At 62.8% G+C, this 24,996-nt stretch carries 23 protein-coding genes; 11 read left to right on the plus strand and 12 right to left on the minus strand.

Annotation, left to right across the window (positions count from 1 at the left end; all coding sequences use genetic code 11):
* Positions 1–210: 210 nt before the first annotated feature.
* From RI103_RS14525 to RI103_RS14545, 5 genes are all read right to left on the minus strand, one after another.
* On the minus strand, positions 211–423 hold the full coding sequence (locus tag RI103_RS14525; RefSeq protein WP_310812649.1) for a hypothetical protein: 213 nt from the start codon (positions 421–423) through the stop codon (positions 211–213).
* A gap of 152 nt (positions 424–575) precedes the next feature.
* Positions 576–845, minus strand: a complete 270-nt coding sequence (locus tag RI103_RS14530) for a hypothetical protein (RefSeq protein WP_310812650.1) — start codon at positions 843–845, stop codon at positions 576–578.
* Between the two features lie 167 nt (positions 846–1,012).
* Positions 1,013–2,413, minus strand: coding sequence for a sigma-54 dependent transcriptional regulator (locus tag RI103_RS14535; protein ID WP_310812652.1), 1,401 nt, complete (start codon positions 2,411–2,413; stop codon positions 1,013–1,015).
* 306 nt (positions 2,414–2,719) lie between these two features.
* The gene (locus RI103_RS14540) at positions 2,720–2,995 is read right to left on the minus strand and encodes a hypothetical protein (protein WP_310812653.1); all 276 of its coding nucleotides are present in this window, start codon (positions 2,993–2,995) and stop codon (positions 2,720–2,722) included.
* A gap of 45 nt (positions 2,996–3,040) precedes the next feature.
* Positions 3,041–3,358 carry a DUF883 family protein gene (locus RI103_RS14545; protein ID WP_310815243.1) on the minus strand — a complete coding sequence of 106 codons (318 nt, stop codon included), beginning with the start codon at positions 3,356–3,358 and terminating at the stop codon, positions 3,041–3,043.
* 383 nt (positions 3,359–3,741) lie between these two features.
* Between RI103_RS14545 and RI103_RS14550 the strand changes: the two genes are divergently transcribed.
* The 4 genes from RI103_RS14550 (at position 3,742) to RI103_RS14565 (ending at position 7,747) form a co-directional block, all read left to right on the plus strand.
* On the plus strand, positions 3,742–4,800 hold the full coding sequence (locus tag RI103_RS14550) for a sigma-54 dependent transcriptional regulator (protein WP_310812654.1): 1,059 nt from the start codon (positions 3,742–3,744) through the stop codon (positions 4,798–4,800).
* Between the two features lie 357 nt (positions 4,801–5,157).
* Positions 5,158–5,736, plus strand: a complete 579-nt coding sequence (locus tag RI103_RS14555) for a hypothetical protein (protein WP_310812655.1) — start codon at positions 5,158–5,160, stop codon at positions 5,734–5,736.
* Positions 5,733–6,302, plus strand: coding sequence for a hypothetical protein (locus RI103_RS14560; protein WP_310812656.1), 570 nt, complete (start codon positions 5,733–5,735; stop codon positions 6,300–6,302). Before RI103_RS14555 ends, RI103_RS14560 begins: the two co-directional genes overlap by 4 nt.
* Positions 6,303–6,383: 81 nt before the next feature.
* A protein-coding gene (locus tag RI103_RS14565) for an IS3 family transposase (protein WP_310812657.1) occupies positions 6,384–7,747 on the plus strand; the annotation gives its coding sequence in 2 pieces (ribosomal slippage) (positions 6,384–6,846 and positions 6,846–7,747; 1,365 coding nt in all).
* A 93-nt stretch (positions 7,748–7,840) separates the two neighbouring features.
* On the opposite strand, the gene RI103_RS14570 is transcribed toward RI103_RS14565, so the two are convergent.
* Complete coding sequence (locus tag RI103_RS14570; protein ID WP_310812658.1) at positions 7,841–9,187, minus strand: nitrate/sulfonate/bicarbonate ABC transporter ATP-binding protein; 1,347 nt, start codon at positions 9,185–9,187, stop codon at positions 7,841–7,843.
* Between the two features lie 124 nt (positions 9,188–9,311).
* Entirely contained in the window at positions 9,312–11,063 is a 1,752-nt protein-coding gene (locus RI103_RS14575) for an ABC transporter permease subunit (RefSeq protein WP_310812659.1), read from the minus strand.
* 712 nt (positions 11,064–11,775) lie between these two features.
* On the opposite strand from RI103_RS14575, the gene RI103_RS14580 reads away from it, so the two are divergent.
* A complete protein-coding gene (locus RI103_RS14580) occupies positions 11,776–13,467 on the plus strand; it encodes a diguanylate cyclase (protein ID WP_310812660.1) in 1,692 nt (563 codons plus the stop codon).
* A gap of 146 nt (positions 13,468–13,613) precedes the next feature.
* Positions 13,614–13,880 carry a hypothetical protein gene (locus RI103_RS14585; protein WP_007175813.1) on the plus strand — a complete coding sequence of 89 codons (267 nt, stop codon included), beginning with the start codon at positions 13,614–13,616 and terminating at the stop codon, positions 13,878–13,880.
* A 78-nt stretch (positions 13,881–13,958) separates the two neighbouring features.
* Here the strand turns inward: RI103_RS14585 and RI103_RS14590 are convergent, their stop codons facing one another.
* Positions 13,959–15,275, minus strand: coding sequence for an ATP-binding protein (locus RI103_RS14590; RefSeq protein WP_310812661.1), 1,317 nt, complete (start codon positions 15,273–15,275; stop codon positions 13,959–13,961).
* Positions 15,259–15,984 (minus strand): response regulator, encoded by a 726-nt coding sequence (locus RI103_RS14595; protein WP_012432166.1) that lies wholly within the window; start codon positions 15,982–15,984, stop codon positions 15,259–15,261. The genes RI103_RS14590 and RI103_RS14595 overlap by 17 nt, the downstream gene beginning before the upstream one ends.
* A gap of 220 nt (positions 15,985–16,204) precedes the next feature.
* Between RI103_RS14595 and RI103_RS14600 the strand changes: the two genes are divergently transcribed.
* Positions 16,205–16,744, plus strand: coding sequence for a periplasmic heavy metal sensor (locus RI103_RS14600; protein ID WP_310812662.1), 540 nt, complete (start codon positions 16,205–16,207; stop codon positions 16,742–16,744).
* A gap of 195 nt (positions 16,745–16,939) precedes the next feature.
* Here RI103_RS14600 and RI103_RS14605 read toward each other — a convergent pair whose 3' ends face one another.
* Complete coding sequence (locus RI103_RS14605; protein WP_310812663.1) at positions 16,940–17,650, minus strand: pirin family protein; 711 nt, start codon at positions 17,648–17,650, stop codon at positions 16,940–16,942.
* Positions 17,651–18,542: 892 nt separating this feature from the next.
* Here RI103_RS14605 and RI103_RS14610 point away from each other — a divergent pair.
* The 4 genes from RI103_RS14610 to RI103_RS14625 all read left to right on the plus strand — a co-directional run bounded on the left by RI103_RS14610 (position 18,543) and on the right by RI103_RS14625 (position 22,510).
* Complete coding sequence (locus RI103_RS14610; protein ID WP_310812664.1) at positions 18,543–19,232, plus strand: histidine ABC transporter permease HisQ; 690 nt, start codon at positions 18,543–18,545, stop codon at positions 19,230–19,232.
* Positions 19,229–19,942 carry an ABC transporter permease gene (locus RI103_RS14615; RefSeq protein ID WP_310812665.1) on the plus strand — a complete coding sequence of 238 codons (714 nt, stop codon included), beginning with the start codon at positions 19,229–19,231 and terminating at the stop codon, positions 19,940–19,942. Before RI103_RS14610 ends, RI103_RS14615 begins: the two co-directional genes overlap by 4 nt.
* 46 nt (positions 19,943–19,988) lie before the next feature.
* Entirely contained in the window at positions 19,989–20,768 is a 780-nt protein-coding gene (locus RI103_RS14620; protein WP_310812666.1) for an ATP-binding cassette domain-containing protein, read from the plus strand.
* A 590-nt stretch (positions 20,769–21,358) separates the two neighbouring features.
* The gene (locus tag RI103_RS14625) at positions 21,359–22,510 is read left to right on the plus strand and encodes a porin (RefSeq protein ID WP_310812667.1); all 1,152 of its coding nucleotides are present in this window, start codon (positions 21,359–21,361) and stop codon (positions 22,508–22,510) included.
* A gap of 247 nt (positions 22,511–22,757) precedes the next feature.
* Here the strand turns inward: RI103_RS14625 and glnK are convergent, their stop codons facing one another.
* Positions 22,758–23,096 carry a P-II family nitrogen regulator gene (gene glnK / locus RI103_RS14630; RefSeq protein WP_006048444.1) on the minus strand — a complete coding sequence of 113 codons (339 nt, stop codon included), beginning with the start codon at positions 23,094–23,096 and terminating at the stop codon, positions 22,758–22,760.
* Between the two features lie 126 nt (positions 23,097–23,222).
* Positions 23,223–24,923, minus strand: a complete 1,701-nt coding sequence (locus RI103_RS14635; RefSeq protein WP_310812668.1) for an NAD+ synthase — start codon at positions 24,921–24,923, stop codon at positions 23,223–23,225.
* Positions 24,924–24,996 lie beyond the last annotated feature (73 nt).

Here is a 24,996-nt window from a genome sequence, read left to right on the forward strand (position 1 = left end):
GTGCTCCACCTAGTTCAGTTGTTTCGTTGCATACGGATATGTGCCAGGAAGGTGCATGCAAGTCGCGTGCCGTTCTTTGAGATGCTGAAAATAAAAAATGTATGCAAATGTGACGGGCAAGCAGAAACGCGCGACGTTACTTCGCCACGAAGAATTTTTTTCTGCTTTGTATGACGAAATCGGAACGCCTCTTACCGACCGTCAATCGGCTCACGCATCCTGTTCCGAGCCGAGGTCGCGCTGGTATTCCAGCCCTTCCGGACGCACGCCGCCCTGATTGTGCTCGCCGTCTGGCGGCGCATCGGGCGCGACGCGGTTCTGTCCTGCCGGATCGCTCGACGCTGGCGGACCGTCCTTACTGCCGCCCGGCCGGGAATCGCGCTTCGAATGGCGCGCTGAACGTCGCAGTGCTGGGTGTCTCATGATCCATGCCTCCAAGGGAAGCCCGCCGTCAGATGCGCGGCGTCAGTACAGTCTAGGGGTCAGCGAGGGAAATTGCCGGTAAAAGATGCGGCGGCTTTGTAACAAGTACATAAATTCGCTACACCGGACTGTGGCGCACCGCACAGAACGCGTCAGAGTTGCATGCGTAGTGGCTGGGACGGCAGACGCTGACTGGCTTGTGGCGTTTGCGTGGGCTGCGGCGGCGGATCGCCGATCGGCGGAGCAACGGGTTCGATCGGTTCGATCGGCTGCGGACTCGGATCGGGACTCGGAGCGGGAACGGTGTCAGGCTCGCCGGGGCTCGGCGGCGCAACCGGCGGCGGTGATGGGGGTTCGATCGGCTCGGGGCGGTGAGCGCGCTTCGACAAGGGAAGCGCGGGAGCGGCAGCGTAGTCCGGCATGTTATTTATCCTCGATTGCGTTCCTTGGGATCGCAGCAAGGCCTGTGCCGTTACGCATGCGTCGGGCTCCATGGCGAGCATGACCCACCGTCGAACGGCGAAGCACGGGCGGCGAGCCGCGCGGGCGATCGCGCGAGTGCGCAGCCGCGCTACACCCGCGCGAGCCGTTAAGCGTCCGCGCCGCCCAGTGCGCGCGATTCGCCGGCGGCGTCGCCGTCTTCACGCGCGTCGTTGCCGTACTCGACCAGACGGTTGTAAAGCGTCTTCAGGCTGATGCCGAGAATCTCGGCGGCTCGCGTCTTCACGCCGCCGCACTGCTCGAGCGTAGCCAGAATCAGCTGACGGTCCGCTTCGGCAAGCGACGTGCCGAACGGAATCGTGATCGCCGTGCCGGCGGCGGGCTTCGACAACGTGATCTGCAACGGCACCGTCGCCGTGCTGTCCGAATCCGTACCCGACATGATGTGGGCGCGCTGCACGTAGTTCTTCAGTTCGCGCACATTGCCCGGCCACGGATACGACATCAGCATGTCCTTCACGGCCGGGGGGAAATGCTTCTTCGTGCTGTGTCGTTCGTTCAGTTCGTCGAGGAACGCCTGAGCCAGCAGTTCGACGTCCTTGCCGCGGTCGCGCAACGGCGGCAGGCTGATCGGAAACACGTTCAACCGATGGTACAGGTCGAGCCGCAGCTTGCCTTCCAGCACGGCCTGCTCGGGATCGCGGTTGGTGGCCGCAATCAGGCGCACATCCGTTTCAATTTCCCTGGTCGTGCCGACCCGCATGAACATGCCGGTTTCCAGCACGCGCAACAGCTTCACCTGCAACTCGATCGGCATCTCGGTGATTTCGTCGAGGAACAGCGTGCCGCCGTTCGCGCGCTCGAAATAGCCCTTGTGCTGACGGTCCGCGCCGGTAAACGAGCCGCGCTCGTGGCCGAACATCTCCGATTCGATCAGGTTCGGTGAGATCGCGCCGCAGTTCACCGCAAGAAACGCGTGTTTGCGACGCAAGCTGAGTTGGTGCAGCGTCTGCGCGGCGACTTCCTTGCCGGTGCCCGACTCGCCCACCAGCATGACCGAGGCCGCCGTCGGCGCGACCCGGCCGATCTGGTCGTAGACCTCCTGCATGGCCGGCGAATTGCCGAGCATCAGGCCGAAGCGGCCCATGCGGCGCAACTCGCCGCGCAACGTGCCGATTTCCGCCTTCAGGTCGCCGGCGCGCGGCAGGCGCGAAAGGATCGCCTTCACGCGCTGCATGTTGATCGGCTTCACCAGATAGTCGGTGGCGCCCATTTTCAGCGCGTTGACGGCCGACTCTACTGTGGCATGGCCGGTGATCACGATCACTTCCACGCCGGAGCGCGGATCCAGATCTTCGAACAGATCGACCCCGCTGCCGTCGGGCAGCTTCAGGTCCGTAAAGACAACGTCCGGCATCTGCCGGACCAGTTGAATGCGCGCTTCGCGCAAATCGCCCGCGGTGGCGGTAGTCAGGCCGTCTTCCCCGATGATGGCGGAAAGCGCCTCGCGGGTACCGGCATCGTCATCGACAATCAGTACATGTGGCATCGCGTCTCGAAAGCCTGCAAGCGTGAGTATGGGGAAACATGCGAAGACGCATGCTGGAAAGCGTGCCGTCGACCGGCGTTTCGCCGTTGTTGAGCTGTCTAATGTGAGCACCCACCAACTTCAAGCGAATGCACCAAGCCACCAACTTGATTCAATATTGCAACAATACGGGGGCAAACCCACCCGACCAAACCGTCATTGTTGTTTATTTACCTATTATAAGGCCTTATCGAGATAAATTAGCAAGGCGCACCGGGCGCCGCACTTGAAAGCGGCGCGCCGGCGACGCCGGATATCCAGGCGCGTTTAACTGCGCGGAAACGGCCATGCGCCGCCATTGCCGTTCGGATGCGCGGAGCCGTTGGCCCCGTGCGAGCTTGGGCTGGCGTCGCCCGCCGCGGTCGCCTGATGGGCCGTCGGCGCAGTTGGCGCCCCGACCGTGCCGCCCTCGTTCTCCCAACGGCTCAACTCGCGCGCCGCAGGGACTTGTGCGGCGCGGTTGCGCTGCTGCACGTAGCGCACCGCCAGAAAGCCGCCGAGCGCCATCAACGCGCCGAAGATGCCGATTTTGGGTCGTGCCATCGTGAACTCCTTGTCGTCATGAAGCGGATAGGTGCGGATTGCATCTCAGCGCGCAGTCAGTACGCCGAGCAGAAAGCCGACGCCCGCTGCGATGCCGATCGACTGCCACGGGTTGTGGCGCACATAGCGTTCGGTATTGACGGTGGCGGCCCGATAACGCCGCTGCGCGTTCTGTTGCGCGTCGCCGAGCGCCGATTGCAGGGTTTCGACGTGCGTGCCCAGTTTGTCGCGCAGCGCGCCGACGCCCTCGCCCGGCACGTTGGCGGCAAGCCGCAGCATTTCTTCCGAGTCCTTCAGCAGCACCCGCAGATCGTCGACAATCTTCTGGCCGCCGAGTGCAAGCTGTTGCGTGGTGTCAGTCATCATTCCCTCCTGTTCTGAGTTCGGCGTTCGCGTGCGCGTTCCGGCGAATGCGCATCTCGCTGCAAATTGGCGAATGGTGATCTCCGCCGTCGCGCAAAATGCCGATAGGCAAGACGGCCATCACGCACGAAAAGCACACGCGTGTCGGGTGGAATCCGCAAACGCCGTGCCCGGTAAGTTTGCCTCGCGCGCATCAACCGATCACTGGCCAGGCACTTTCGACCGACCGTGCGCAAATGTCTTTCCCGGATCCTCACATCGTTTGCCGAAAACGGTGTCAAAGTGGTTAAATCGATCCTTGAGAGATAGCCGCATCGCTGGTTTATCTCGTTCCCAGGCCTGCGCGCCGCAACAACGAACTCATTTGCACAGGACCCCCGTTTATGGCGTCAATCGACCTGGCCTCGCCCACCGTCTCCGCTGGCGGCAATGCTTCGGCACTGGCGAAGCAGCGTGTCGCGGACGGCATCGCGGGACTGAAATCGTACGGGCTGCTGTACGGCTCGTCGCCGGTGATGCTGGATCTGTACCAGCAGATCGAGCGCGTCGCCGGCACCGACGCGACCGCGCTGATCATCGGCGAATCCGGCACGGGCAAGGAGTTGATCGCCCGCACGATTCACGATCAAAGCAACCGCAAGGACGCACCGTTCGTCGCCGTGAACTGCGGTGCGATTCCTGACGAACTCATCGAAGCCGAACTGTTCGGCCACGAGAAAGGCAGCTTCACAGGCGCGGTCCAGGGGCGCGTCGGCTACTTCGAACACGCGAACGGCGGCACGCTGTTCCTCGACGAAATCACCGAAATGGCGCCGGTGCGCCAGGTGAAGCTGCTGCGCGCGCTCGAAACCGGCACGTTCTACCGGGTCGGCGGCAATGACCTGATCAGCGGCAACGTGCGCGTGATCGCCGCGACCAATCGCGACCCCGCGGTAGCGGTCAAGGAAAACGGTCTGCGTGAAGACCTCATGTACCGGCTCGCGGTTTTCCCGCTGCGCGCGCCGCCGCTGCGCGAGCGCGAGAGCGATCGCGAACTGCTGGCGCAGCACTTCCTCGCGCTGCTGAATCAGCAGGAAGGCACGAGCAAAAGCTTCAGCAAACGCTCGATCGAAACACTGCGCACCTGGTCGTGGCCGGGCAACGTGCGCGAGTTGAAGAACGCGGTGTATCGCGCTTTCATTCTCGCGGAGAAGATCGTGGAGTTGCCGCATCCACATCTCGCATCGCGCGTGAAAAAACCCATGACACAGGGCGACGCAATGAGCGTATGGATCGGCACGCCACTCGCCGACGCGCAAAAACAGATCATTCTCGGCACGCTCAAATATTGCGGTGGCGACAAACGGCGCGCGGCCAAAGCCCTCGGCGTGAGCCTCAAAACCCTGTACAACCGCTTGAGCGCATATGGCGATGAAGGCGCGGAAGAAGACGCGGAGCAATAACGTCATGACGCAGCACTCAGGCGACAAAGCCGCGTGAATGCCTGCGACGCGCGCCTGAATGTCCTGGCGCATGCGTGCGTTGGCGTCTAACTGCCAGTTGCAAAAAGCCTGTTTCGCGCGCCTTGAATCCCAAACTAAATCGGTTCGCACCACCAATCAAAATCGGCCGCGGCCCAGCAGAAACCAATTTGTCTCGCACCATCTTTTGCAATTGCTTGCATTTTCCCTCTGCCAATTACAAATAGCATCCTGCAAAATGCGGCACACGCATTGCTAGGTGGGGAACGCGTGTTACTCGTTCGCCTGATTCGTTATCGAGCGCGATCGAAAGGCACTTGCAGGAACAGAGACAGGGAAATGCAAAAAAGTATGGTGTGGGCTGAATGGGTAAAACAAACAGCCGGGCGTGGACGTCTCAATACAGCGGCACTAGCTGCTCTCGCCGTGGCGATCGCATCGGCGTTGAGCGGCTGTAGTTCGCTTTATTCGGAAGGCGCGACCGCCGGCGCCGGTATCGCAGGCGCCGCACTCGCGGCGAAAGTCACCAACAACGCGGCCGTCGCCACCGGCATCGGCCTCGGCGCAGTGGCCGCGGCGCGTGCCGGCGTGCAGTACTCTGAGCGCGTGGTCCACACGAACACGCAGGACGGCATCGCCAAGATCGCCGGGCCGCTCGACGTTGGCGCAGTCGCGCCGTGGAGCGTGACCCATTCGATGCCGATCGAAGATGACGAGCACGGCCGCGTCACCGTCAGCCGCACGATCAGCGCGGGCGTGCTCGACTGCAAGGAAATCGTCTTCTCCGTCGACCAGACGGCCACCAAGAACGTGCCGGCGAGCAGCGCGTTTTACGTCGCGTCGATCTGCCGTGACGGCGACAACTGGAAGTGGGCGTCGGCCGAACCGGCTACCGAACGCTGGGGCGCGTTGCAATGACGGCGCACTCCCATACGGCTGCCCCCGCGGCGCGCCGCCCTCGCCTCGCCGCCTGGTCCGGCAACCGGCTGCGGCTCGTGCTGGCCGGCGCGCTGTGCGTCGGCGCAAGCGTCCTGACGAGCGGCTGCTCGTCGGTCGGCGCGGCGAGCGGTGCGGCAGCGGCCGTCGCATCCGGGCTCGTGACCTCCAATCCGGCCATCGGCATCGGCGTCGGCATCGCCGTGCAGGCCGCGACCGACGAGGCCGTCGGCCACTATATGCGCACCATGCACACCGATCAGCAGAACATGATCGCCGCGTTGGCGGGCGCCATGCCGGTCGGCGAGACTCGCCCTTGGGTGGTCAAGCACACGTTGCCGATCGAGAACGGCCACGGCCAGGTGCGCGTGACGCGCGCGTTCGGTTCGGCGCTCGCGCTCTGCAAGGAATTCGTGTTCTCGGTACAGGACGGCGACGGCACCGACGCACATGAGGACTGGTACACGGCGAGCGCGTGTCAGCAGGACAAGGGCTGGAAATGGGCGTCCGCGGAACCGGCCGTCGGGCGCTGGGGCAATCTGCAATAACTGCGCTGCAATGAAAAAACGGCAGGGTCTGAACTGCACCCCAAAAGTTGGACACCGATCCAACCTTTTGGGGTGTTTTTCATGACGAAGTACAGTGAGCAGTTAAAGCTGAAGCTGGTGAAGCAGTACGTGGCCGGTTCGGCTGGTGTCGAGGTACTTGCAAAGCGGTATGGAGTGAGTCGCTCGGTTTTACAGCTGTGGATTTCGGCCTACGAGCAACATGGACAGGACGGACTGCGCAAGAAATTCAGTCACTATGACGCGCAGTTCAGGATGTCGGTACTCATGCACATGTGGCAGAAGGATTTGCCATACCGGCAGGTGGCTGCGGTGTTCGACATCCGCAGTCCGGGCTGCATAGCGCAATGGGAACGCCGGTATCATGAAGGCGGTATCGACGCACTGGCGCCTCGTCCACGATGGCGCCGCAAAACCATGACCCAGCCAGTTCCTGAAAAGCCGACCGAAGACAGTGCGCCAGATAAGCGCACGCGTGAGCAGTTGCTCAAGGAAAACGAGTACCTGCGCGCGGAGGTGGCCTATCTAAAAAAGCTCGATGCCCTGCTTCAGGCAAAGAAGCAGGGCGTGCAGAAGAAAAAGCGCAAATAGTGCAGGAGCTCCGGCAGCACCACCCGATGCCCGCTTTGCTGAAGGCAGCGGGTCTGGCGCGCAGCACGTTCTATTACCAGTTGAGCGTGCCGGATGCCGGTGAGCGGCACAAGGACCTCAAAACCCGCATCAAGACTGTGTATGAACGCCACAAGGGCCGTTATGGCTACCGGCGCATCACGGCGGCGATCCGGCAGGCAGGCCCGAGCGTGAACCACAAGACGGTGCAACGTCTGATGGGAGAACTGAAACTGAAATCGCTGGTGCGCGCGAAGAAATACCGCTCATGGCGCGGCGAAGTCGGCCGTATTGCGCCGAACCTGTTAAACCGCGAGTTCAGCGCACAGCAGCCCAATCAGAAGTGGGTGACGGACGTGACGGAGTTCAACGTGCTGGGTCAGAAGCTGTATCTCTCGCCGATCATGGATCTGTATAACGGCGAGATCGTGGCTTATCAGATGAACACCCGACCGGTCTTCGATCTGGTCAGCAGCATGCTAAAAAAAGCGCTGGCAAAGCTTGGTCCCCAGGAGACCCCGCTGCTGCATTCAGACCAGGGCTGGCAGTACCAGATGCCTGCTTACCGGAGGCTGCTGGATCAACACGGCCTGACGCAGAGCATGTCGCGCAAGGCAAACTGCTACGACAATGCGGCAATGGAAAGCTTCTTTGGCACGCTCAAGGCGGAGTTCTTCCGGCTGAGCAGGTTTGAAAGTATCGACGAGTTGAAGGCTGGCATCAGACAATACATTCACTACTACAACCACAAACGCATCAAGCTCAAACTGAACGGGCTGAGTCCTGTGATGTACAGAACCCAGCCCGCTCAAACCTGAACTCAAACTGTCCAACTTTGCGGGGTCAGTTCAGGTCTCCCCTGCCGTTTTTGCTTCGCGTCGGTTCGCGCCTCTTAATCATCTCGCACGCGCTTACGACTCCACGTCTTCCAGACTGAAGATTTCGGTCTGGTCGTTGTACGAGAAGATCTCGCCATAACGGCCCCAGTTGATGACCGCGTCGAGCGTCTCTTCCGCGGCGCTGTCCGACAGAAAATCCTCCAGCTCCTGCTCGAAGCGCACGCGCGGCGCGCGATGCCCCGGCCGTTCGTTGAGCACTTTCTTGATTCGCGCGGCGAGCGGCACGTGCCGCAGCAAATGCTCGGCGAACATCATCTTGCGTTCCTGGGTGCCGAACTCGGAGAACACGCGCGCCGGCGGCGTCAGGAAAATGTCGCCTTCGCGCACGTCGGCGAAACCGAGATGCTGCAGCACTTCAGCGACGGGAAACAGATCGTCCACCTCCAGATGCAGCGAACGGGCGATTTCCGGCATGTCGGCACGACCGTGGTACGGCGCCGCAGCCAGCGTTTCGATCAGACCGGCCATCAGGTTGGTCGACACATGCGGCAGCCAGCTATGCAGTTCGAGGCCCTTCTTAGTCTTTTCGTCGGTCTGGCGCGCGGTCATCTTCGCGTAGATTTCGTCCACCAGCCGGCGGAACGCCGGGTCCAGACGATTGCGCGGATGCTTGAACGGCACCTTGATTTCGGCGATCACGCGGCCCGGATTCGACGACAGCACCAGAATGCGGTCACACATGAACACCGCTTCCTCGATATTGTGCGTGACGATCAGCACGGCCTTGATCGGCATGCGGCCTTGCGTCCACAGATCGAGCAGGTCGGTACGCAACGTTTCGGCGGTCAGCACGTCGAGCGCGGAAAACGGCTCGTCCATCAGCAGCAGCGTGGGATCGACCACCAGCGCGCGCGCAAAGCCGACGCGCTGGCGCATGCCGCCCGACAACTCACGCGGATAAGCGTTTTCGAAACCGTCCAGACCGATCAGGTCGATTGCCGCGAGCGCGCGCGTGCGCCGCTCGCTCGCGCCGAGGCCTTGCGCTTCGAGGCCCGCTTCCACGTTTTGCAGCACGGTCAGCCACGGAAACAGCGCGAACGTCTGGAACACCATCGCGACGCCCTTGGCGGGACCGTCGAGCGGCTTGCCCATATAGGTGACTTCGCCGTCGGTCGGCTCGATCAGACCGGCGATGATGCGCAACAGCGTCGACTTGCCCGAGCCCGAACGGCCCAGCAGTCCGACGATCTCGCCTTCGCGCAGCGACAGGTTCGCGTCGTCGAGAACGAGCAGTTCGCCCTGCGACTTGTTGAACCCGCGGCACACGTCCTTGACGAGCAGGATCTCTTCGCCGAGGCGCGGCGGCTTCGGCGGGGTCTGGATCGGCGCGGCGGTCATAGCAGCTTTAGGATTTTGCATCGCGTTTTGCCTTCATTACTCAAGAAAACGCCGGGCCGCCCCCAGGTTTTCCGCTCCGGAGGAAGTCCCCTTGGGGGATTACCCCCTCGGGGGGCCTGGCGCCAAGCGACAGGTTCGGGGGCACTCAGTCAAGCCGGAGCTTGGCTTCGGCGTAGGCGTACATCGGACGCCACAGCAGACGGTTGAACAGCGTCACGAACAGGGACATCACGGCGATGCCCACAATGATCTTCGGATAGTCACCCGCGGCGGTGGACTGCGCGATATAGGCGCCGAGTCCGTGCGCCGCCACCTTGGTGTCGCCCCACTGCACGAATTCCGCGACGATGCTCGCGTTCCACGCACCGCCCGACGCGGTGATCGCGCCCGTGACGTAATACGGGAAAATGCCCGGCAGAATCGCCTGGCGCCACCACTGCCAGCCGCGGATGTGGAAGTTCTTGGCCGCCTCGCGATAGTCGTTCGGATACGACGTCGCGCCGGCAATCACGTTGAACAGGATATACCACTGCGTGCCGAGCACGATCAGCGGCGACAGCCAGATGTCCGGGTTCAGATGGAAACGCACGATCGCGATCACGAATACCGGGAACAGCAGATTGGCCGGGAACGCGGCGAGAAACTGCGCGACCGGCTGAATCTTCTCGGCGAGCGCCGGGCGCAAGCCAATCAGCACACCGGCCGGCACCCAGATCACGGAGGCGATCGCGATCAGCACCACCACACGCAGCAGCGTGATCAGCCCGAGCACGAACACATGCCAGACTTCATCCAGCGTAACGCCGGTGCGCACATAGATCACCACGCGATACACCACGTAGACGGTCGTGAGCAGCACCAGCGTCGCCCACACGATATCGCCGACGCGTGAACTCTTCTGCCTCTGCGGGATATGGAAGCGCGGCCCCTGGAACGCCGGCAGCCGCAACGGCACACGCGCGGCTCTCGCGAACATCCAGCCGAGCGGCACCAGCAGCCGGTGTATCAGGCGGGTGCGGCGAATCAGATCGAGCAGCCACGATTCCGGCGCGTCGCCCGAACTGGTGTTTTCCATGCGGAATTTGTCGGCCCACGCGACGAGCGGACGGAACAGGAACTGGTCGTAGGCGAGAATCACGACCGTCATCGCGAGGATCACCCAGCCGATCGCGTGCAGGTTCTTGTCCGAGATCGCCTGTGCGAGATAGGCGCCGATCCCCGGCAGCGTGATCGTTCGGTTGCCGACGGTGATCGCCTCGGAGGCGACCACGAAGAACCAGCCGCCCGACATCGACATCATCATGTTCCAGATGAGGCCCGGCATCGAGAACGGGACTTCCAGCTTCCAGAAGCGCTGCCATGAGGTCAGGTGAAAGCCGCGCGAGACTTCGTCCAGATCGCGCGGCACGGTGCGCAGCGACTGATAGAAGCTGAACGTCATGTTCCACGCCTGGCTCGTGAAGATCGCGAAGATCGCCGCCAGCTCGGCGCCGAGTACGCGGCCCGGAAACAGCGCGAGGAAGAAGGTGACCGTAAACGAAATGTAGCCCAGCACCGGCACCGACTGCAGGATGTCGAGAATCGGCACCAGCACGAGGCCGGCGCGGCGGCTCTTGGCCGCCAGCGTGCCGTACACGAGCGTGAAGGTCAGCGAGGCGACCATGGCCGCCAGCATGCGCAGCGTGGTGCGCATTGCATATTCAGGCAGGTTCGCCGGATCGAGCGAGATGGCTTGAGTCTTGAGCGTCGACATGGGCGCCAAGGTCTCGTGAAAGCCGATCGCCGCCATGGCGATCACACAGATGATCAGCGGAAAGGCGACGAAGTCCCAGCGGTTGGGCAGCACCCGCCATGCCGATGCATTGGCGGTGCGCTTCAGGTTGAAGCTGAAATCCATCAGATGCCCTCCTCGTCGAACCAGGCGTTCAAGAACAGCAAGGAGGCCGCGGCTTCGGCGCGGCGGTCTGAAGATCGGTCCGGAAAGCGGAAATCAGGCATGGCAAAACGCGTGTGCGCGGTAAATCGTTAGCGTTGGAGACACGTGAACCGGTGACCGATGCGTGCGTGGACGAACCCGCCCAGGACCGCAACCATCAAGCCAGACTCCTGTCGCCGCAGGCGCCGCCCGTAGGGCTGGCGAGCTTTCCTCGTTTTGGACGGCACGACACTACACCATCCTATGTTTCAGGCACAACCTTTCGCGGCAATTAGCAATAAATAGCGTTAAACGCCCGGCTGCCGTCCTCGGGCCAGCGTGCGCCAGTCGCGCTGCTGACTATTTATCGTGGCGCGCCGGCCACATCTTCGACCTTCGTGCCGACTGCCGCGATGGGCCAGGTACCCACCTCGAAAAACCCGAACAGCCGTCAAGAATCCGGCCGGGCTGCCGTTAAGAACCGGATGGGCGCGGTCGATGCACTTCGCATTCCCGCAATAACGGTGGCGTCTGGCCCCATGACGGTTAAAATCAGGAGACGACGCCTGTTATCGGTTTACCCCGGGCCACAGCGGCGGCGTATTGCCGACCGCTTCCACAGCGGCGAAACTGCGCGAGCGCGCTGCCACGATTGAGCTAGTTGCATGTCACAGCCAGACGGATCAGAGGGTCGATGAACAGGACAACCTTGCGCCAGGCAACCGGGCCGGTCAGCTTTATGCTGATCGTACTGGTTTGCTGGTTCGTGGCCGGCATGGTTGCGGACCGGATGGTACAGCAAGAGCTGGACGCGGCCCTGCGTGCGCAGCGGCAAATGTCCGCGTCGATCGTGGACAACATGGCGGAGGTGATCGCCAGCGACCTTGCGATGTCTCGCGCCATCCCCGCAACCATGGCCGAGATGGACGTGGTCCAGCGCGCTCTGGTGCAATCCCAGAATTATGCCGTGAACGGCGAAGCGACGGAACCCGTCCTGCGCGCCGCGTTGCTGAAAGACAAGCAGATGAGCGCCGTGAGCAACTTCCTGCACGACGCGCAAGGCTTCTCCGGGCTCGACCAGATCTGGCTTGTCAACGCCAACGGCGTCTGCGTCGCCTCGAGCAACTCCATCAACAATCCGCTCGCGGCCGAGCGCTCCTTCGTCGGCACCGACATGCGCGTGCGCGGCTACCTGACGAACGCGCTGCTCGGCGCGTTCTCCGAAGCCTACGGCGTCGGCCGCTCGAGCGGCGAGCCCGGCATCTTCATCGCCGCGCCCGCTTACGCGGACGGCCTGCTGGTCGGCGTGGTCGTCGCCAAGGTCGGGATCGCGCGGCTGCGCCACTGGGTTGCGCACGCCGGCACCTTCGTCGCCGACGACAACGGCGTGATCATCATGGCGCACAACAGCGAACTCGAAGGCCGCGCGCTGCCCAACTCGCGCGTCACGCAGATGACGCCCGCCGAGCGCAAGACCATCTATTTGCGCGACGCGATTCCCGACATCCACATCAGCGTGGACTCGCAAGTGCGCGAACAGGCGCCGTGGGTGCCGTCCGCCGTGGCCGGGCAACTGTTCGGCATGTCCGAGCGACCCGTGCCGTCGCTCTATCAGACCCGCGGCGGCCTGAACTCGGGGCTGTCCGCGCATCTGGTCGATCCGCTCGTGGCCTGGCCGGAACTGCTGCGCAATCACAAGCGCGATCATTTGCTGGTGTTTCTGACGCTGGCCGGCACGGTCGCGCTGGCGTGGGTGATCACGGTGTCGTATGTGCGCGAGCGGCGCCATCATCGCGCCACGCGCGATCTGGCTGAACAACTGCAATCCGCCAACACGCTGCTGTCGGCCGAGGCGCGCCACGACGCGCTGACCGGCGCGCTGTCGCGGCGCTACTTTCTCGACTTGCTGCGCCATGAGATCGAACGCGCGCATGCGGGCAACGAACCGTTGTGCATGGCGATCGCCGACCTCGATCACTTCAAGCAGATCAACGACCGCTTCGGCCACGCCGCCGGCGACCGCGCGCTCGAACATTTCGTCGACACCTGCCGCGCCGAACTGCGCGGCGCCGATGCGATCGGCCGGCTCGGCGGCGAAGAGTTCGGCCTGCTGCTGCCGGCCACGGATCTGGCCGGCGGCCGCGAAGTCGTCGAACGCTTGCGGCTGCGTCTGAAAGCGAATCCTTCGCCGAAGCTGCCCGCTTCGGTGGGCTTGAGCGTGAGCATCGGCATCACCGAACTCTCGCCCGACGATCTGCCCGAGCGGATCATGAGCCGCGCCGACACGGCCCTCTACGCGGCAAAATCGGGCGGCCGCGACCGCACCGAAGCCTTGCCGCCCGACGACACCGCGCCGCCCACCCGCACGGTGGCCAACGTCTGGTGACGCGGTTGGCAGACACCGGCCGCCCGCGCGCCAAACAGTCCGCAAGCTGACGCAAGACACGACCCGTCCTCGGGCATCCCTTAATGAAGCAGGTATGATCGACCCTGATATCGAGGTTGCCGCTACCGCTTTAATGGGAGATTCGCATGAAGGGAAATTTGGTGATCGTCTGTCGCGATCAGGATGCTGACGCGTTTGACCATCTGCTGGCTGAATACGGCGCTTTCCAGACGCGCCTGTCGTCTACCGCGTGGTATCTGAAACTGGACGTGGCGCCGGAACTGATTCAGGAGGAGATCCTGGCGCGTCTCGGCAAATACACCACGCACTATATTTTCGAAGCCGAAACGGTTACGTGGAATACGGTGGACAGCGACGCGGCGAATGCGCTGAATACGTTGTTCTCGGATTAGCGCACCGCCGTCCGCACCTCGCGCGCGGATCTCGATGCGCCGCACAGGCTGAGGAAGCCGCGCCGCGCACCTACCTGACTACCAGGCGCTTTCCGACGCTGCCGTGACCCGCGGCAATACTTCGAACGGAAAACTCATCAAGACTCGCAAACCACGGCCGCCGTGGTTGCCGATCTCCCACTCCCCGCCTGCACGCCGCACCAGCCGCTCGACGATGGCGAGCCCGAGCCCGCTATGGCCGTTGCCGCCGCGCGCCGGATCGAGCCGCACGAACGGCCGGCTGGCGTTGATCAGATCCTGGGCCGCGATACCGCTGCCGCTGTCGCTCACCGACAAGGTAAAACCCTGCGAGGTACGCGCCGTGGCGACGACGATCGGCGGCGCACCGTACGCGTGTGCGTTGTCGAGCAGGTTCGACAGAATCCGGTCGAGCGTGGCGGCGGGCAACAGGAATGCCGGCCCGGCATTGAGTTCGGTCTGCACGGTGGGCACACCGGAAGCCACCGCGCGATAGCTGCGCACGATCCGCTCGCACTGCGCGTCGACTTCGACCGCCTCGCTGCGATCGGCGCCGTCGTGGGCGAACACCAGAAACTGTTCGACGATATGCGTCATGGAATCGACGTCGCGCACCACGCCGTCGCGCATCTTCGCTTCGTCCATCATTTCGGCGCGCAGCCGCAAACGCGCGAGCGGCGTTTTCAGATCATGCGCCACACCCGCCAGCATCACGGCGCGGTCGTTCTCCGTGCGCGCCACTTCCTGGACCATCTGGTTGAAACCGTGTGTCAGTTGGCGCAACTCGCGCGGCCCGCGCTCCGGCACCGGCGGCACCGGCAAGCCGCGGCCGAAGCGCGCCACCGCCTGGGCGAGCGAGCGCAACGGCTGCTGCAGCGCCCACGCGGCGAAGAGCGCCGCCATCACCGCGAACGAGAAAATAATCGCAAGCCACAGCACCGTGCGGTCGAGCGAACGCGGCGTGCGCAACGGCTGCACCGGCACGACGATCCAGCTTCGGTCGGAGGCGGCGCGCACCCACAGCGTGGGCGGACGGCCCGGCTGGCCGACGCGCACCTGCGTGCCGGACGGCATGCGGTCGCGCACGTCTTCGACGAACCGTTCGAGCGGCGGCGGCATGTCGGCACTTTCCGGCGGCACTTCAGGGCTCGCCGGATCGACCAGTTTGACGCGCGACGGCAAGGGCTGATCCGGCGTTCGGGCGACGTGCTGACGCACCGCGTCGACGAGGAAGGTGGCTTCCTCGACCGCGTAGCGCGTTTGCAGTTGACTGCGCTCGAGGCGCATCAGCGCGTACCACGCGAAATGCGACAGCAGCAGCACCGCGACGACTAGCAGCGCCAGCCGCCCGAACAGCGAATCAATGGGCCGGCGCATGCTGTTCGCCGTCGGGCACGAACACGTAGCCGCGGCCGCGCACCGTTTGAATGAAGCGCGGCGTGGACGGGTCGGTTTCGAGAATGCGGCGCAGACGCCAGACCTGGACGTCGATGCCGCGGTCGGTGCCGTCGTATTCCGGACCGTGCAGCAGTTCGAGCAGGCGCTCGCGCGTGAGCGTGCGCATGGGGTGATTGACGAAAATCTTCAGCAACGCGAATTCGCTGCCCGACAGCGTGAGCGGCTTGTCTTCAAGGTGCAGCGTGCGCGACTGGAAATCCAGCGTGAAGCGGCCGAAGTTGAACGGCTCGCGCTGTTCCGGCGCCGCCGCCGACGGCAGCGTGCGGCGGCGCCGCAGCACGGCTTGCACGCGCGCCAGCAACTCCCGTGGATTGAACGGTTTGCCGAGATAGTCGTCCGCGCCGAGTTCCAGACCGACGATGCGGTCGACGTCGTCCGCCCGCGCCGTGAGCATGATCACGGGGATATCGTCGCCCGACGCGCGCAGCTTGCGCAGCGCGGTGAGCCCGTCGACGCCCGGCATCATCAGGTCGAGCACGATCAGATCCGGACGCTCGCGTTCGAGCCGGCGCTCGAGCGAGCCCGCGTCGTGCAGCACCGAAACCTCGATGCCCTGGCGGGCCAGATAGTCGCGGAGCAGATCGCGCAATTCGACGTCGTCGTCGACAACAAGTATTTGAGTAGCCATGGGATGAAGTTTAACGCGCAGCAAGAAGGGTTTCCGATTTCAAACCGGCCCCAAGGGTTACCGGGTGTTACGGTGAAAGGCTTGCGTAATCCCCCGTAACAGCCGCATCCAGCCACGTAACACAGCGAACTGCGCAGTTCTCTACGCTGTGTCTTACCGAATGCATGCCGTCCACTTTAACCGGTTGCATCGTCGGCTATTCCATTACAGGGAGTCTCACATGTCTACCAAAAAGATGTCGCGCGTTCTCGCCGTTGCCGCTACTGCTCTCGCCATCGGCGCGGGCGCTGCCTATGCCGCACAACCCGCCGAACACGGCGGCCCCGGCGGCTGGCACGGCCACTTCATGAAGCAATTGACGCAACTGCACGATCAGCTGAAGCTGAACGCGGATCAGGAAAAGCAGTGGCAAGCCGCGCTCGACACCATGAAGCAGAACCACGAGGCCATGCGCGCCAATCATGAGCAGATCAAGAACCAGTTCAAGGCCGCGCAGCAACAGCCGATCCTGGATCTGAACGCCATGGCGGCCGCGCATCAGCAGGTCGAGCAGAAAGACGCGCAACTGCGTCAGCAAACTTCGGATGCGTGGCTCAAGTTCTACAACGGCCTGAACGACCAGCAGAAGACCACCGTCAGCACGGCGCTCAAGCAGCGCTTTGCGAAGATGGAGTCGCGTCACGAGAAGATGCATGAACGCTGGGAGCATCGCAAGGGCACGGCGTCGGCGCCGGCGCCGGCGCCGGCGGCCAATCAGTAAGCGGCCCGGTGTGGATGAGCAGGCGGCCGGCGCGGCCGTCTGCGTTGCCGGATGCAAAAACGCCACGGAGGTTGGCCTTCCGTGGCGTTTTTTTGACTGCGCGGCGCGGCGTGCGGACTGCAATGCATGCACGCGCAGTGCGCCCGTTGCGACTTCAACCATCCTTCAATGAAGCCGCGGCCGCGCGCCAGAGGCTTAGCCGTTGAGCTGCCCCAGATCGAACAGCAGCACTTCGGCGTTCTCGCCCTTCTCCAGCGTCACCGTATCCGTGTCGCTGAGCTTGGCGGCGTCGCCCGCACGGAGCGCCTCGCCGTTCACCGTCAACGCGCCGCGCGCCACATGCACATAGGCCAGGCGTCCTTTGGGCAGCGCGAACGTCGCCGTTTCTTCGCCGTCGATCAGCGCCGCGTAGATCGACGCGTCCGCATGGATCGTCACCGAGCCGTCGCGGCCGTCGGGCGAAGCGACCACGCGCAGGCGGCCGCGCTTGTCGGCGGCGTCGAAGCGCTTTTCCTCGTAGCCCGGCTGATCGCCCGCGCGTTGCGGAATCACCCAGATCTGCAGCAGGTGCGCAGGTTCGTCCTGCGATGCGTTGAACTCGCTGTGCTGCACGCCCGTGCCGGCGCTCATGCGCTGCACGTCGCCGGGACGGATGGTCGAGCCGTTGCCCATGCTGTCGCGGTGGGCCAGCGCGCCTTCGAGCACATACGTGACGATTTCCATGTCGCGATGGCCGTGCGTGCCGAAGCCCTCGCCGCCGGCGATACGGTCTTCGTTGATGACCCGCAGCGGGCCGAAATGCACGTGCTGGGGATCGCGATAGTCGGCAAACGAGAAGCTGTGATACGAGTCGAGCCAGCCGTGGTTGGCGTGACCGCGTTCTTCGGAGCGGCGAATCTCGAACATGGGGTACTCCTGGTGAGTAAATAGCGATGCCGAGAATGTATGGGCAGGGCCCGCACTAAACAATCGGCGCGCGTGCACCGGATCGTTTCATAAATCGGCGCAATCGGGCGTTGGCGCCGGCCCCGCGCTGCTTCGCCCGTGCGTGCATGGCGCGGGTGTGACTCCGAGCCAGCCATGGGGTCGACAAACGCTCGGCACACGAGTCGCACATTCGCCTCAAGCGTGACCGACTCTGCACGGCCTGGAAACATCACAACAGCGTCGCGCTCGCACAACGCCTGCGCACATCAGTTTGCCGCCACCGACGTCCCGGACTGGCACCTCGTCCCTGTTCGGGTAAAATACCGCGCTTTTCGAGGCCGCGTGAGCGCCGAAAGCGCGCCAGCGGGCCCGGCATGGCAGGCCGCGATGGGTTGGCAGCAGGTTCCAGACCCGCGCAGGACTGCCCCGATGCAGCAAATGAACGCGCCCCGCGCTGAAGCGGGAAGCCCGGGCGGCGCGTCAATTTTGACCGCCTAGAATAGCGACGGCCGGCCACAAGCCGGCGGTCGTCGAGATCGAAGCATCACGACGATCAGTTTGACCCAGGAGAAACATGAAGAAGTTCGCACTGTGCGTGGCGCTCGCGGTCATGGCCATGGGCTCGCCCGCATGGGCTTTCGCGAGGCTTCGTAATACAGTCGGCAGTAGATTCAAAAGTAGATTCACCCGCAGTTTCACAACCAGAGTCGAAAAGCGCGCTGCAAGACCGGCAACGGCCATGCAGTCATGATTTGCACAGCGGTGCGCTGTGCGCCGCAGGTCACAGCGAGCCCCAGGCTCGCGGCAAACGCGGCGCAGAGTTGGCCGCGTCTTTCGCGGTGTGTCGCAAACACATCGTCAAGGACCCCCTATGTTCCTTCAAGGCTACGGCCCGCTGCTCCTCAACGGCACCTGGCAAACCGTCAAACTGGCGGTGTTGTCGCTGGTGTTCGCTTTCGTGCTGGGCCTGCTCGGCGCGGCGGCGAAACTGTCGAAAAACCGTTTCTCCTACGGCGTCGGCACGGTCTACACCACGCTCGTGCGCGGCGTGCCCGATCTCGTGCTGATGCTGCTGCTGTTCTATAGCATCCAGATCTGGCTGAACAACCTGACCGATCTGCTCGGCTGGGACCAGATCGACATCGATCCCTTCGTGGCCGGTGTCGCGGTGCTCGGCTTCATTTACGGCGCGTACTTCACCGAGACCTTCCGCGGCGCGTTTCTCGCGGTGCCGCGCGGCCAGCTCGAAGCCGGCGCCGCTTACGGCATGACCGGCTGGCAGGTGTTCTCCCGCGTGATGTTCCCGCAAATGATGCGCTTCGCGCTGCCCGGCATCGGCAACAACTGGCAGGTGATGGTGAAGGCCACCGCGCTGGTGTCGATCATCGGCCTCGCGGACGTGGTCAAGGCTTCGCAGGACGCGGGCAAGGGCACGCTGCGGTTCTTCTTCTTCACCCTGTTCGCAGGGGCGATCTATCTCGTCATCACCACAGTGTCCAACTTCGTGCTGATGTACCTCGAAAAGCGTTACTCGACCGGCGTGCGAAAGGCGGATCTATGATCGAGATCATTCAGGAATACTGGCGCAACTATCTCTATAGCGACGGCTACCGCATCACCGGCGTCGCGATCACGCTGTGGCTGCTGGTGGTGTCGATCGGCCTGGGCTTCTGCCTGTCGATTCCGCTCGCGGTGGCACGCGTGTCGAAGAAGAAGTGGCTCTCCCGCCTCGTCTGGCTGTATACGTACATCTTCCGCGGCACGCCGTTGTACGTGCAACTGCTGCTCTGCTACACCGGCTTGTACAGCCTCGAGATCGTTCGCAATCACGAACTCACCAATGCTTTCTTCCGCGACGGCATGCATTGCACGCTGCTCGCTTTCACGCTGAACACTTGCGCGTACACCACCGAGATTTTCGCCGGCGCGATCAAGGCGACGCCCTACGGCGAAATCGAAGCGGCGCGCGCGTATGGCATGTCGTCGTTCACGCTGTACCGGCGCGTGATTCTGCCGTCGGCACTGCGCCGCGCATTGCCCTACTACAGCAACGAAGTGATCCTGATGCTGCACGCCACCACCGTCGCGTTTACCGCGACCGTGCCGGACATCCTCAAGATCGCGCGCGATGTGAACTCCGCGACATATCAGTCGTTCAATGCGTTCGGCATCGCCGCCCTGCTCTATCTGTGTATTTCTTTCGCGCTCGTGTGGCTGTTCCGCCGCGCCGAGCGCCGCTGGCTCGCTTACCTGCGGCCGCAAGGCAAGTAACCGGGGGCACCGCGCCCACAGCAAGTAAGCATGCCCAAGGATCCTGATGACCACCAAGAAGCAAAAGCTCTTCGTCGACGAGCTTCACAAACAGTACGGCGATAACGAAGTTCTCAAGGGCGTGTCGCTCAAGGCCAACGCCGGCGACGTGATCAGCGTGATCGGCTCGTCCGGTTCGGGCAAGAGCACGATGCTCCGCTGTATCAACTTTCTCGAGCAGCCGAACGCCGGGCGCATCTTCGTCGACGGTGAGGAAGTGCGCACGCAAACCGGCAAGCACGGCGCATTGCGCGTGTCGGACCCGAAGCAGTTGCAGCGCGTGCGCACGAAGCTGTCGATGGTGTTCCAGCACTTCAACCTGTGGTCGCACATGAACGTGCTGGAGAACATCATCGAGGCGCCCGTCAATGTGCTGGGTCTGAAGCGCAAGGACGCCGAAGAACGCGCGCGTGAATATCTGGAAAAGGTGGGGCTCGCGCCGCGCCTGGAGAAACAGTATCCGTCGCATCTGTCGGGCGGCCAGCAGCAGCGTGTGGCCATCGCCCGTGCACTGGCCATGCATCCCGATGTGATGCTGTTCGACGAACCGACTTCCGCGCTCGACCCCGAACTGGTCGGCGAAGTGCTCAAGGTCATGCAGACGCTCGCCGAAGAAGGCCGCACCATGATCGTCGTCACGCATGAAATGGCATTCGCACGCAACGTGTCGAATCACGTGATGTTTTTGCATCAAGGCCGCGTGGAAGAAGAAGGCCATCCCGACGAAGTATTCAGGAACACGAAAAGCGACCGGCTCAAGCAGTTTCTCTCCGGAAGCCTTAAATAGACACTCAGACGCAACCCGCTATTTGGGCTGTAGTCAAAGTAGTATTACAAGGCGCTTACGAGCGCCTTTTTTGTTTCGCTCACCTGTGCATTCCGGCGATTTCCGCCGCGAAAACCGCTCCCCGCAAGCCTCCAACCCCCGGCCATTCGCCCTACTCTGCCGCATTTGAAGCGTCAATAGTGGCAATCCTTAACGTTACCCGCGCCGATCCGTGATTCCCTTGTCGCATAAGGGTTTCCGCGTTTTTCGAAGGTGCCCAAACGGGTCGTGTCGCACATTCTTATTGCAATTTGGAGACATCGATCAAGGCGGGTACTAATTTCTTCTCCCAGTGAAGGGTATTTTTGATAAATTAGTAACCAAAGTAGCAAAACAAAGTTCATTAAAAGTAGTTTCACTTCAAAGCACAGAGGAGAACCGGTCGGCGAGGGATCGGCATGACGACCAGATAGCCCCAAGGCTACACGTCACGGCAGGAGACCCAATCCACCCGCTAATCTCCCTGGTACCGATTCCTGTTCGGCGCAATTCGCGGCCGAGCACCATTCGCAGTACTGGGTTTCACTTTTTGACAGGGTATGGAGGAGAAGATGAAGAAAGCTTTGCTCGCCGCTGCGCTGATGACAGCCGGTGTTGTTGCGCACGCCCAAAGCAGCGTGACGCTGTACGGCCGCCTTGACGCTGGCATTGAGTACATGACGGGCGTTCCGCAAGGCGGCGGTCCGAATGGCCCGGCTACCGGCAGCACGAACCGCTGGCGCGCGGAAAGCGGCGACTGGGGTACCAGCCTGTGGGGCATGAAGGGCGTTGAGGACATCGGTGGCGGCAACAAGGTCCTGTTCCAGTTGGAAGGCTCCTTCAACACCATGACGGGTGCAGGTCCTGGCGGCGGCGGTCTCTTCAATCGTTGGGCAACTGTCGGCATGTCGAACGACGCATACGGTACGTTCACGATGGGCCGCATGCTGTACATCTCGAACGGCGTGTGGGACTTCGACCCGTTCGGTCAATCGAACTGGTCGTCGGCGTCGCTGGTGCGTGGCCGCAACTGGCCGCAATCGAGCAACAACTTCGCCTACCAGTCGCCGAAGATCGCGGGCTTTGACTTCTACGGTCAATATGCGCTGTCGAACGCAACGAGCTGGAACGGCAACGGCACGACCCCGCAAGGTCGCGAAGCCGGCGCGCAGGTTACCTACACGAGCTCGCTGTTCCAGATTCGCGGTATTTACGACGAAATCCGCAACCCGGCTAACGGCGTGCTGTACGGCCCGAACCCGAGCGCGATCAACCCGGGCAACGTGGCCAACGGCGTATTCGCGGCATCGCGTGAATACTCGGCTCTCGTGAACGTCTTCCTCGGCCAGTTCAAGGTTCAGGCTGCTTACCAGGCTGTCCGTTCGGCAGGTGCACAGAACGTTCTGCCGGGCCAGCCGACCACTCTGGATCACGAATGGGGCGGTGTGACGTGGCAAGCAACGCCGGCTGCGGCGCTGATCGCAGCGGTCTACCACGTGAACGGCAACAATGGCGCAGGCAATGCGACGATCTACACGATCGGCGGCTCGTACAACCTGTCCAAGCGCACGCTGCTGGACATCCAGATCGCAACGACGCAAAACAGCAAGACGGCTAACTACGGCCTGAATGCAAACAACGCCGGTACGTCAACCAGCACGGACAATCCGCTGCCGGGTCACAGCCAGTCGGGCGTGTACGCAGGTATTCAACACTCGTTCTAATCGAACGGTGTTCCCCGAAGGAACTTCCTTCGGGGTGTAGTCAGGAGTTCTTCAAGAGAATCTTTTTCACGCTGCTGCGAGAGGCGCGTATCGGTGCGATGTCCGCAAGGGTATCGCACCGTTTTTTATTTGAGCGCACGGTTTTGCCACCGCCTGAGCGCACCGGCGCGGTGCATTCATGACCCGCGTTGTGCGGGTGGCGCTACCGGCGCTTGAGTTTCTGCTTTAAAAACCGAACTCAGATGCTTTAAACCGCCGCTTCGTTTTCTTCGCCGGTACGAATGCGGATCACACGCTCCACATCTGCGACGAAAATCTTGCCGTCGCCGATCTTGCCGGTGCGCGCCGCGCCAATGATCGCATCGATCACCTGATCGCACTGATTGTCCGCCACCACCACTTCGATCTTCACTTTCGGCAGAAAGTCGACCACGTACTCTGCACCACGATAGAGCTCGGTATGGCCTTTCTGACGGCCGAAGCCTTTGACTTCAGTAACCGTCAACCCCGTGAGGCCGACTTCAGCGAGCGCCTCGCGCACTTCGTCGAGTTTGAAGGGTTTGATGACTGCGGTGATGCGCTTCATGGCGAACCTCGTCTCGTGTCTGGAAGAGTGAAAGGGAAATGGATGATTTTTATTCTACGCCGCGCCGGATGCGTTGCGGCAATCCGGCGCGCGCTTCGGGTTAGTCCGCAGCGGTTCGCTTAACGCTCACTCCACCGGTTCGGTGTAGCGCGACGTGATCGGATAACGCCAGTCGCGCCCGAACGCGCGATGCGTGACGCGAATGCCGATCGGCGCCTGACGCCGCTTGTATTCGTTGATCTTGATGAGGCGCGTGACGCGTTTGACGTCTTCAACCGCATAACCCGCAGCGATGATTTCGGCAAGCGAGCGGTCCTCTTCCATGTACATGCGCATGATCGCGTCGAGCACGTCGTATTCCGGCAAGCTGTCCTGATCGGTCTGGTTCTCGCGCAGTTCCGCCGACGGCGCGCGCGTCAGGATGCGCTCGGGAATGACGTCCTGCTTGTCGAAGGTCGTAGCCTGGTTGCGGTAATGGCACAGCCGGTAGACGAGCGTCTTCGCAATGTCCTTGATGACCGCGAAACCGCCGGCCATGTCGCCGTACAACGTGCAGTAGCCCACGGCCATCTCGCTCTTGTTGCCCGTGGTCAGCACGATCGAGCCGAACTTGTTCGACAGCGCCATCAGCAAGGTGCCGCGAATGCGCGCCTGAATGTTTTCTTCGGTGGCGTCTTCGGCGCGGCCCGCGAACTCCTGCGCGAGCGAGCCGCGGAACGCGTCGAACATCGGCGCGATCGCGATTTCGTCGTAGCGTACGCCGACGCGGCGTGCCATCTCGGCGGCATCCGTGGTGGAAATGTCGGCCGTGTAGCGCGACGGCATCATCACCGCGCGCACGCGGTCCGCGCCGAGCGCGTCGCACGCGACGGCCAGCACCAACGCCGAATCCACGCCGCCCGACAGGCCGATCAGCGCGCCCGGGAAGCCGTTCTTGTTGATATAGTCGCGCACGCCCATCACGAGCGCGGCATAGACCTGCGCCTCGATGGACAGCTCCGGCGCAATCGGCGCGGGCAACGGCTCGCCGTTTTCGAATTCGACGATCGCGGTCGCTTCCTCGAACTGCGCCATCTTCGCGACCAGTTCGCCTTGCGCGTCGAGGACGAACGAGCCGCCGTCGAACACCAGTTCGTCCTGCGCGCCCACCATGTTCACGTAGACCATCGGCAGTCCGGTCTCACGAATCCGCGCGCGCAGAATGTCGAAACGCACCGCTTCCTTGTTCAGGTGATACGGCGAGCCATTCGGAATCAGCACCACTTGCGCGCCCGCCGCCTTCGCCATTTGCGCAGCCGACGCATGCCATGCGTCCTCGCAAATCACTACGCCGTACTTCACGCCGTCGAGTTCGAACACGAACGGCTGCGGGTCGGACGCGAAGTAGCGCTTCTCGTCGAACACCTCGGTGTTGGGCAGATCCTGCTTGCGATACGTGCCGCGCACTTCGCCGTCGACGATCAGCGAGGCCGCGTTGAAAGTATCGACCGGCGGCACGCCGCGCTCGATCGGCGCGTTTGCATTACCATGGCCGTGCGCTGCGCTGTGCGTGACGTCGCGCAACGGATGGCCGACGATCACGTGCAGGCCGGCGAACGGCTTGAGTTGCGTGGCGAGGTCGGCCAGGGCCGCCGCGCTCGCGGCATAGAACGCGGGACGCAGCAGCAGATCTTCGGGCGGATAGCCGGACAGCGCGAGTTCAGGCGCGATCAGCAGCTTCGCACCATCGTTGTGCGCGGCGCGCGCGGCAGCGACAATCTTCGCGACGTTGCCGGCGAAGTCGCCGACGGTGACATTGATTTGAGCAAGAGCGATTCGGGTCTTCATGGCAGGATCGACAGGCAAGCCGACGTGGCTTGCGAGTACCGCGGCTGGTTAGCTCGACGGAATGGACAAATCG

Source organism: Paraburkholderia sp. FT54 (genome assembly GCF_031585635.1).
Taxonomy (GTDB): Bacteria; Pseudomonadota; Gammaproteobacteria; order Burkholderiales; family Burkholderiaceae; genus Paraburkholderia.

What these genes read in the sequence shown, in the direction of transcription:
- RI103_RS14525 (WP_310812649.1), bottom strand. Translation starts at nt 423, where the DNA reads ATGAGACACCCAGCACTGCGACGTTCAGCGCGCCATTCGAAGCGCGAT.
- RI103_RS14530 (WP_310812650.1), bottom strand. Translation starts at nt 845, where the DNA reads ATGCCGGACTACGCTGCCGCTCCCGCGCTTCCCTTGTCGAAGCGCGCT.
- RI103_RS14535 (WP_310812652.1), bottom strand. Translation starts at nt 2,413, where the DNA reads ATGCCACATGTACTGATTGTCGATGACGATGCCGGTACCCGCGAGGCG.
- RI103_RS14540 (WP_310812653.1), bottom strand. Translation starts at nt 2,995, where the DNA reads ATGGCACGACCCAAAATCGGCATCTTCGGCGCGTTGATGGCGCTCGGC.
- RI103_RS14545 (WP_310815243.1), bottom strand. Translation starts at nt 3,358, where the DNA reads ATGACTGACACCACGCAACAGCTTGCACTCGGCGGCCAGAAGATTGTC.
- RI103_RS14550 (WP_310812654.1), top strand. Translation starts at nt 3,742, where the DNA reads ATGGCGTCAATCGACCTGGCCTCGCCCACCGTCTCCGCTGGCGGCAAT.
- RI103_RS14555 (WP_310812655.1), top strand. Translation starts at nt 5,158, where the DNA reads ATGCAAAAAAGTATGGTGTGGGCTGAATGGGTAAAACAAACAGCCGGG.
- RI103_RS14560 (WP_310812656.1), top strand. Translation starts at nt 5,733, where the DNA reads ATGACGGCGCACTCCCATACGGCTGCCCCCGCGGCGCGCCGCCCTCGC.
- RI103_RS14570 (WP_310812658.1), bottom strand. Translation starts at nt 9,187, where the DNA reads ATGCAAAATCCTAAAGCTGCTATGACCGCCGCGCCGATCCAGACCCCG.
- RI103_RS14575 (WP_310812659.1), bottom strand. Translation starts at nt 11,063, where the DNA reads ATGGATTTCAGCTTCAACCTGAAGCGCACCGCCAATGCATCGGCATGG.
- RI103_RS14580 (WP_310812660.1), top strand. Translation starts at nt 11,776, where the DNA reads ATGAACAGGACAACCTTGCGCCAGGCAACCGGGCCGGTCAGCTTTATG.
- RI103_RS14585 (WP_007175813.1), top strand. Translation starts at nt 13,614, where the DNA reads ATGAAGGGAAATTTGGTGATCGTCTGTCGCGATCAGGATGCTGACGCG.
- RI103_RS14590 (WP_310812661.1), bottom strand. Translation starts at nt 15,275, where the DNA reads ATGCGCCGGCCCATTGATTCGCTGTTCGGGCGGCTGGCGCTGCTAGTC.
- RI103_RS14595 (WP_012432166.1), bottom strand. Translation starts at nt 15,984, where the DNA reads ATGGCTACTCAAATACTTGTTGTCGACGACGACGTCGAATTGCGCGAT.
- RI103_RS14600 (WP_310812662.1), top strand. Translation starts at nt 16,205, where the DNA reads ATGTCTACCAAAAAGATGTCGCGCGTTCTCGCCGTTGCCGCTACTGCT.
- RI103_RS14605 (WP_310812663.1), bottom strand. Translation starts at nt 17,650, where the DNA reads ATGTTCGAGATTCGCCGCTCCGAAGAACGCGGTCACGCCAACCACGGC.
- RI103_RS14610 (WP_310812664.1), top strand. Translation starts at nt 18,543, where the DNA reads ATGTTCCTTCAAGGCTACGGCCCGCTGCTCCTCAACGGCACCTGGCAA.
- RI103_RS14615 (WP_310812665.1), top strand. Translation starts at nt 19,229, where the DNA reads ATGATCGAGATCATTCAGGAATACTGGCGCAACTATCTCTATAGCGAC.
- RI103_RS14620 (WP_310812666.1), top strand. Translation starts at nt 19,989, where the DNA reads ATGACCACCAAGAAGCAAAAGCTCTTCGTCGACGAGCTTCACAAACAG.
- RI103_RS14625 (WP_310812667.1), top strand. Translation starts at nt 21,359, where the DNA reads ATGAAGAAAGCTTTGCTCGCCGCTGCGCTGATGACAGCCGGTGTTGTT.
- glnK (WP_006048444.1), bottom strand. Translation starts at nt 23,096, where the DNA reads ATGAAGCGCATCACCGCAGTCATCAAACCCTTCAAACTCGACGAAGTG.
- RI103_RS14635 (WP_310812668.1), bottom strand. Translation starts at nt 24,923, where the DNA reads ATGAAGACCCGAATCGCTCTTGCTCAAATCAATGTCACCGTCGGCGAC.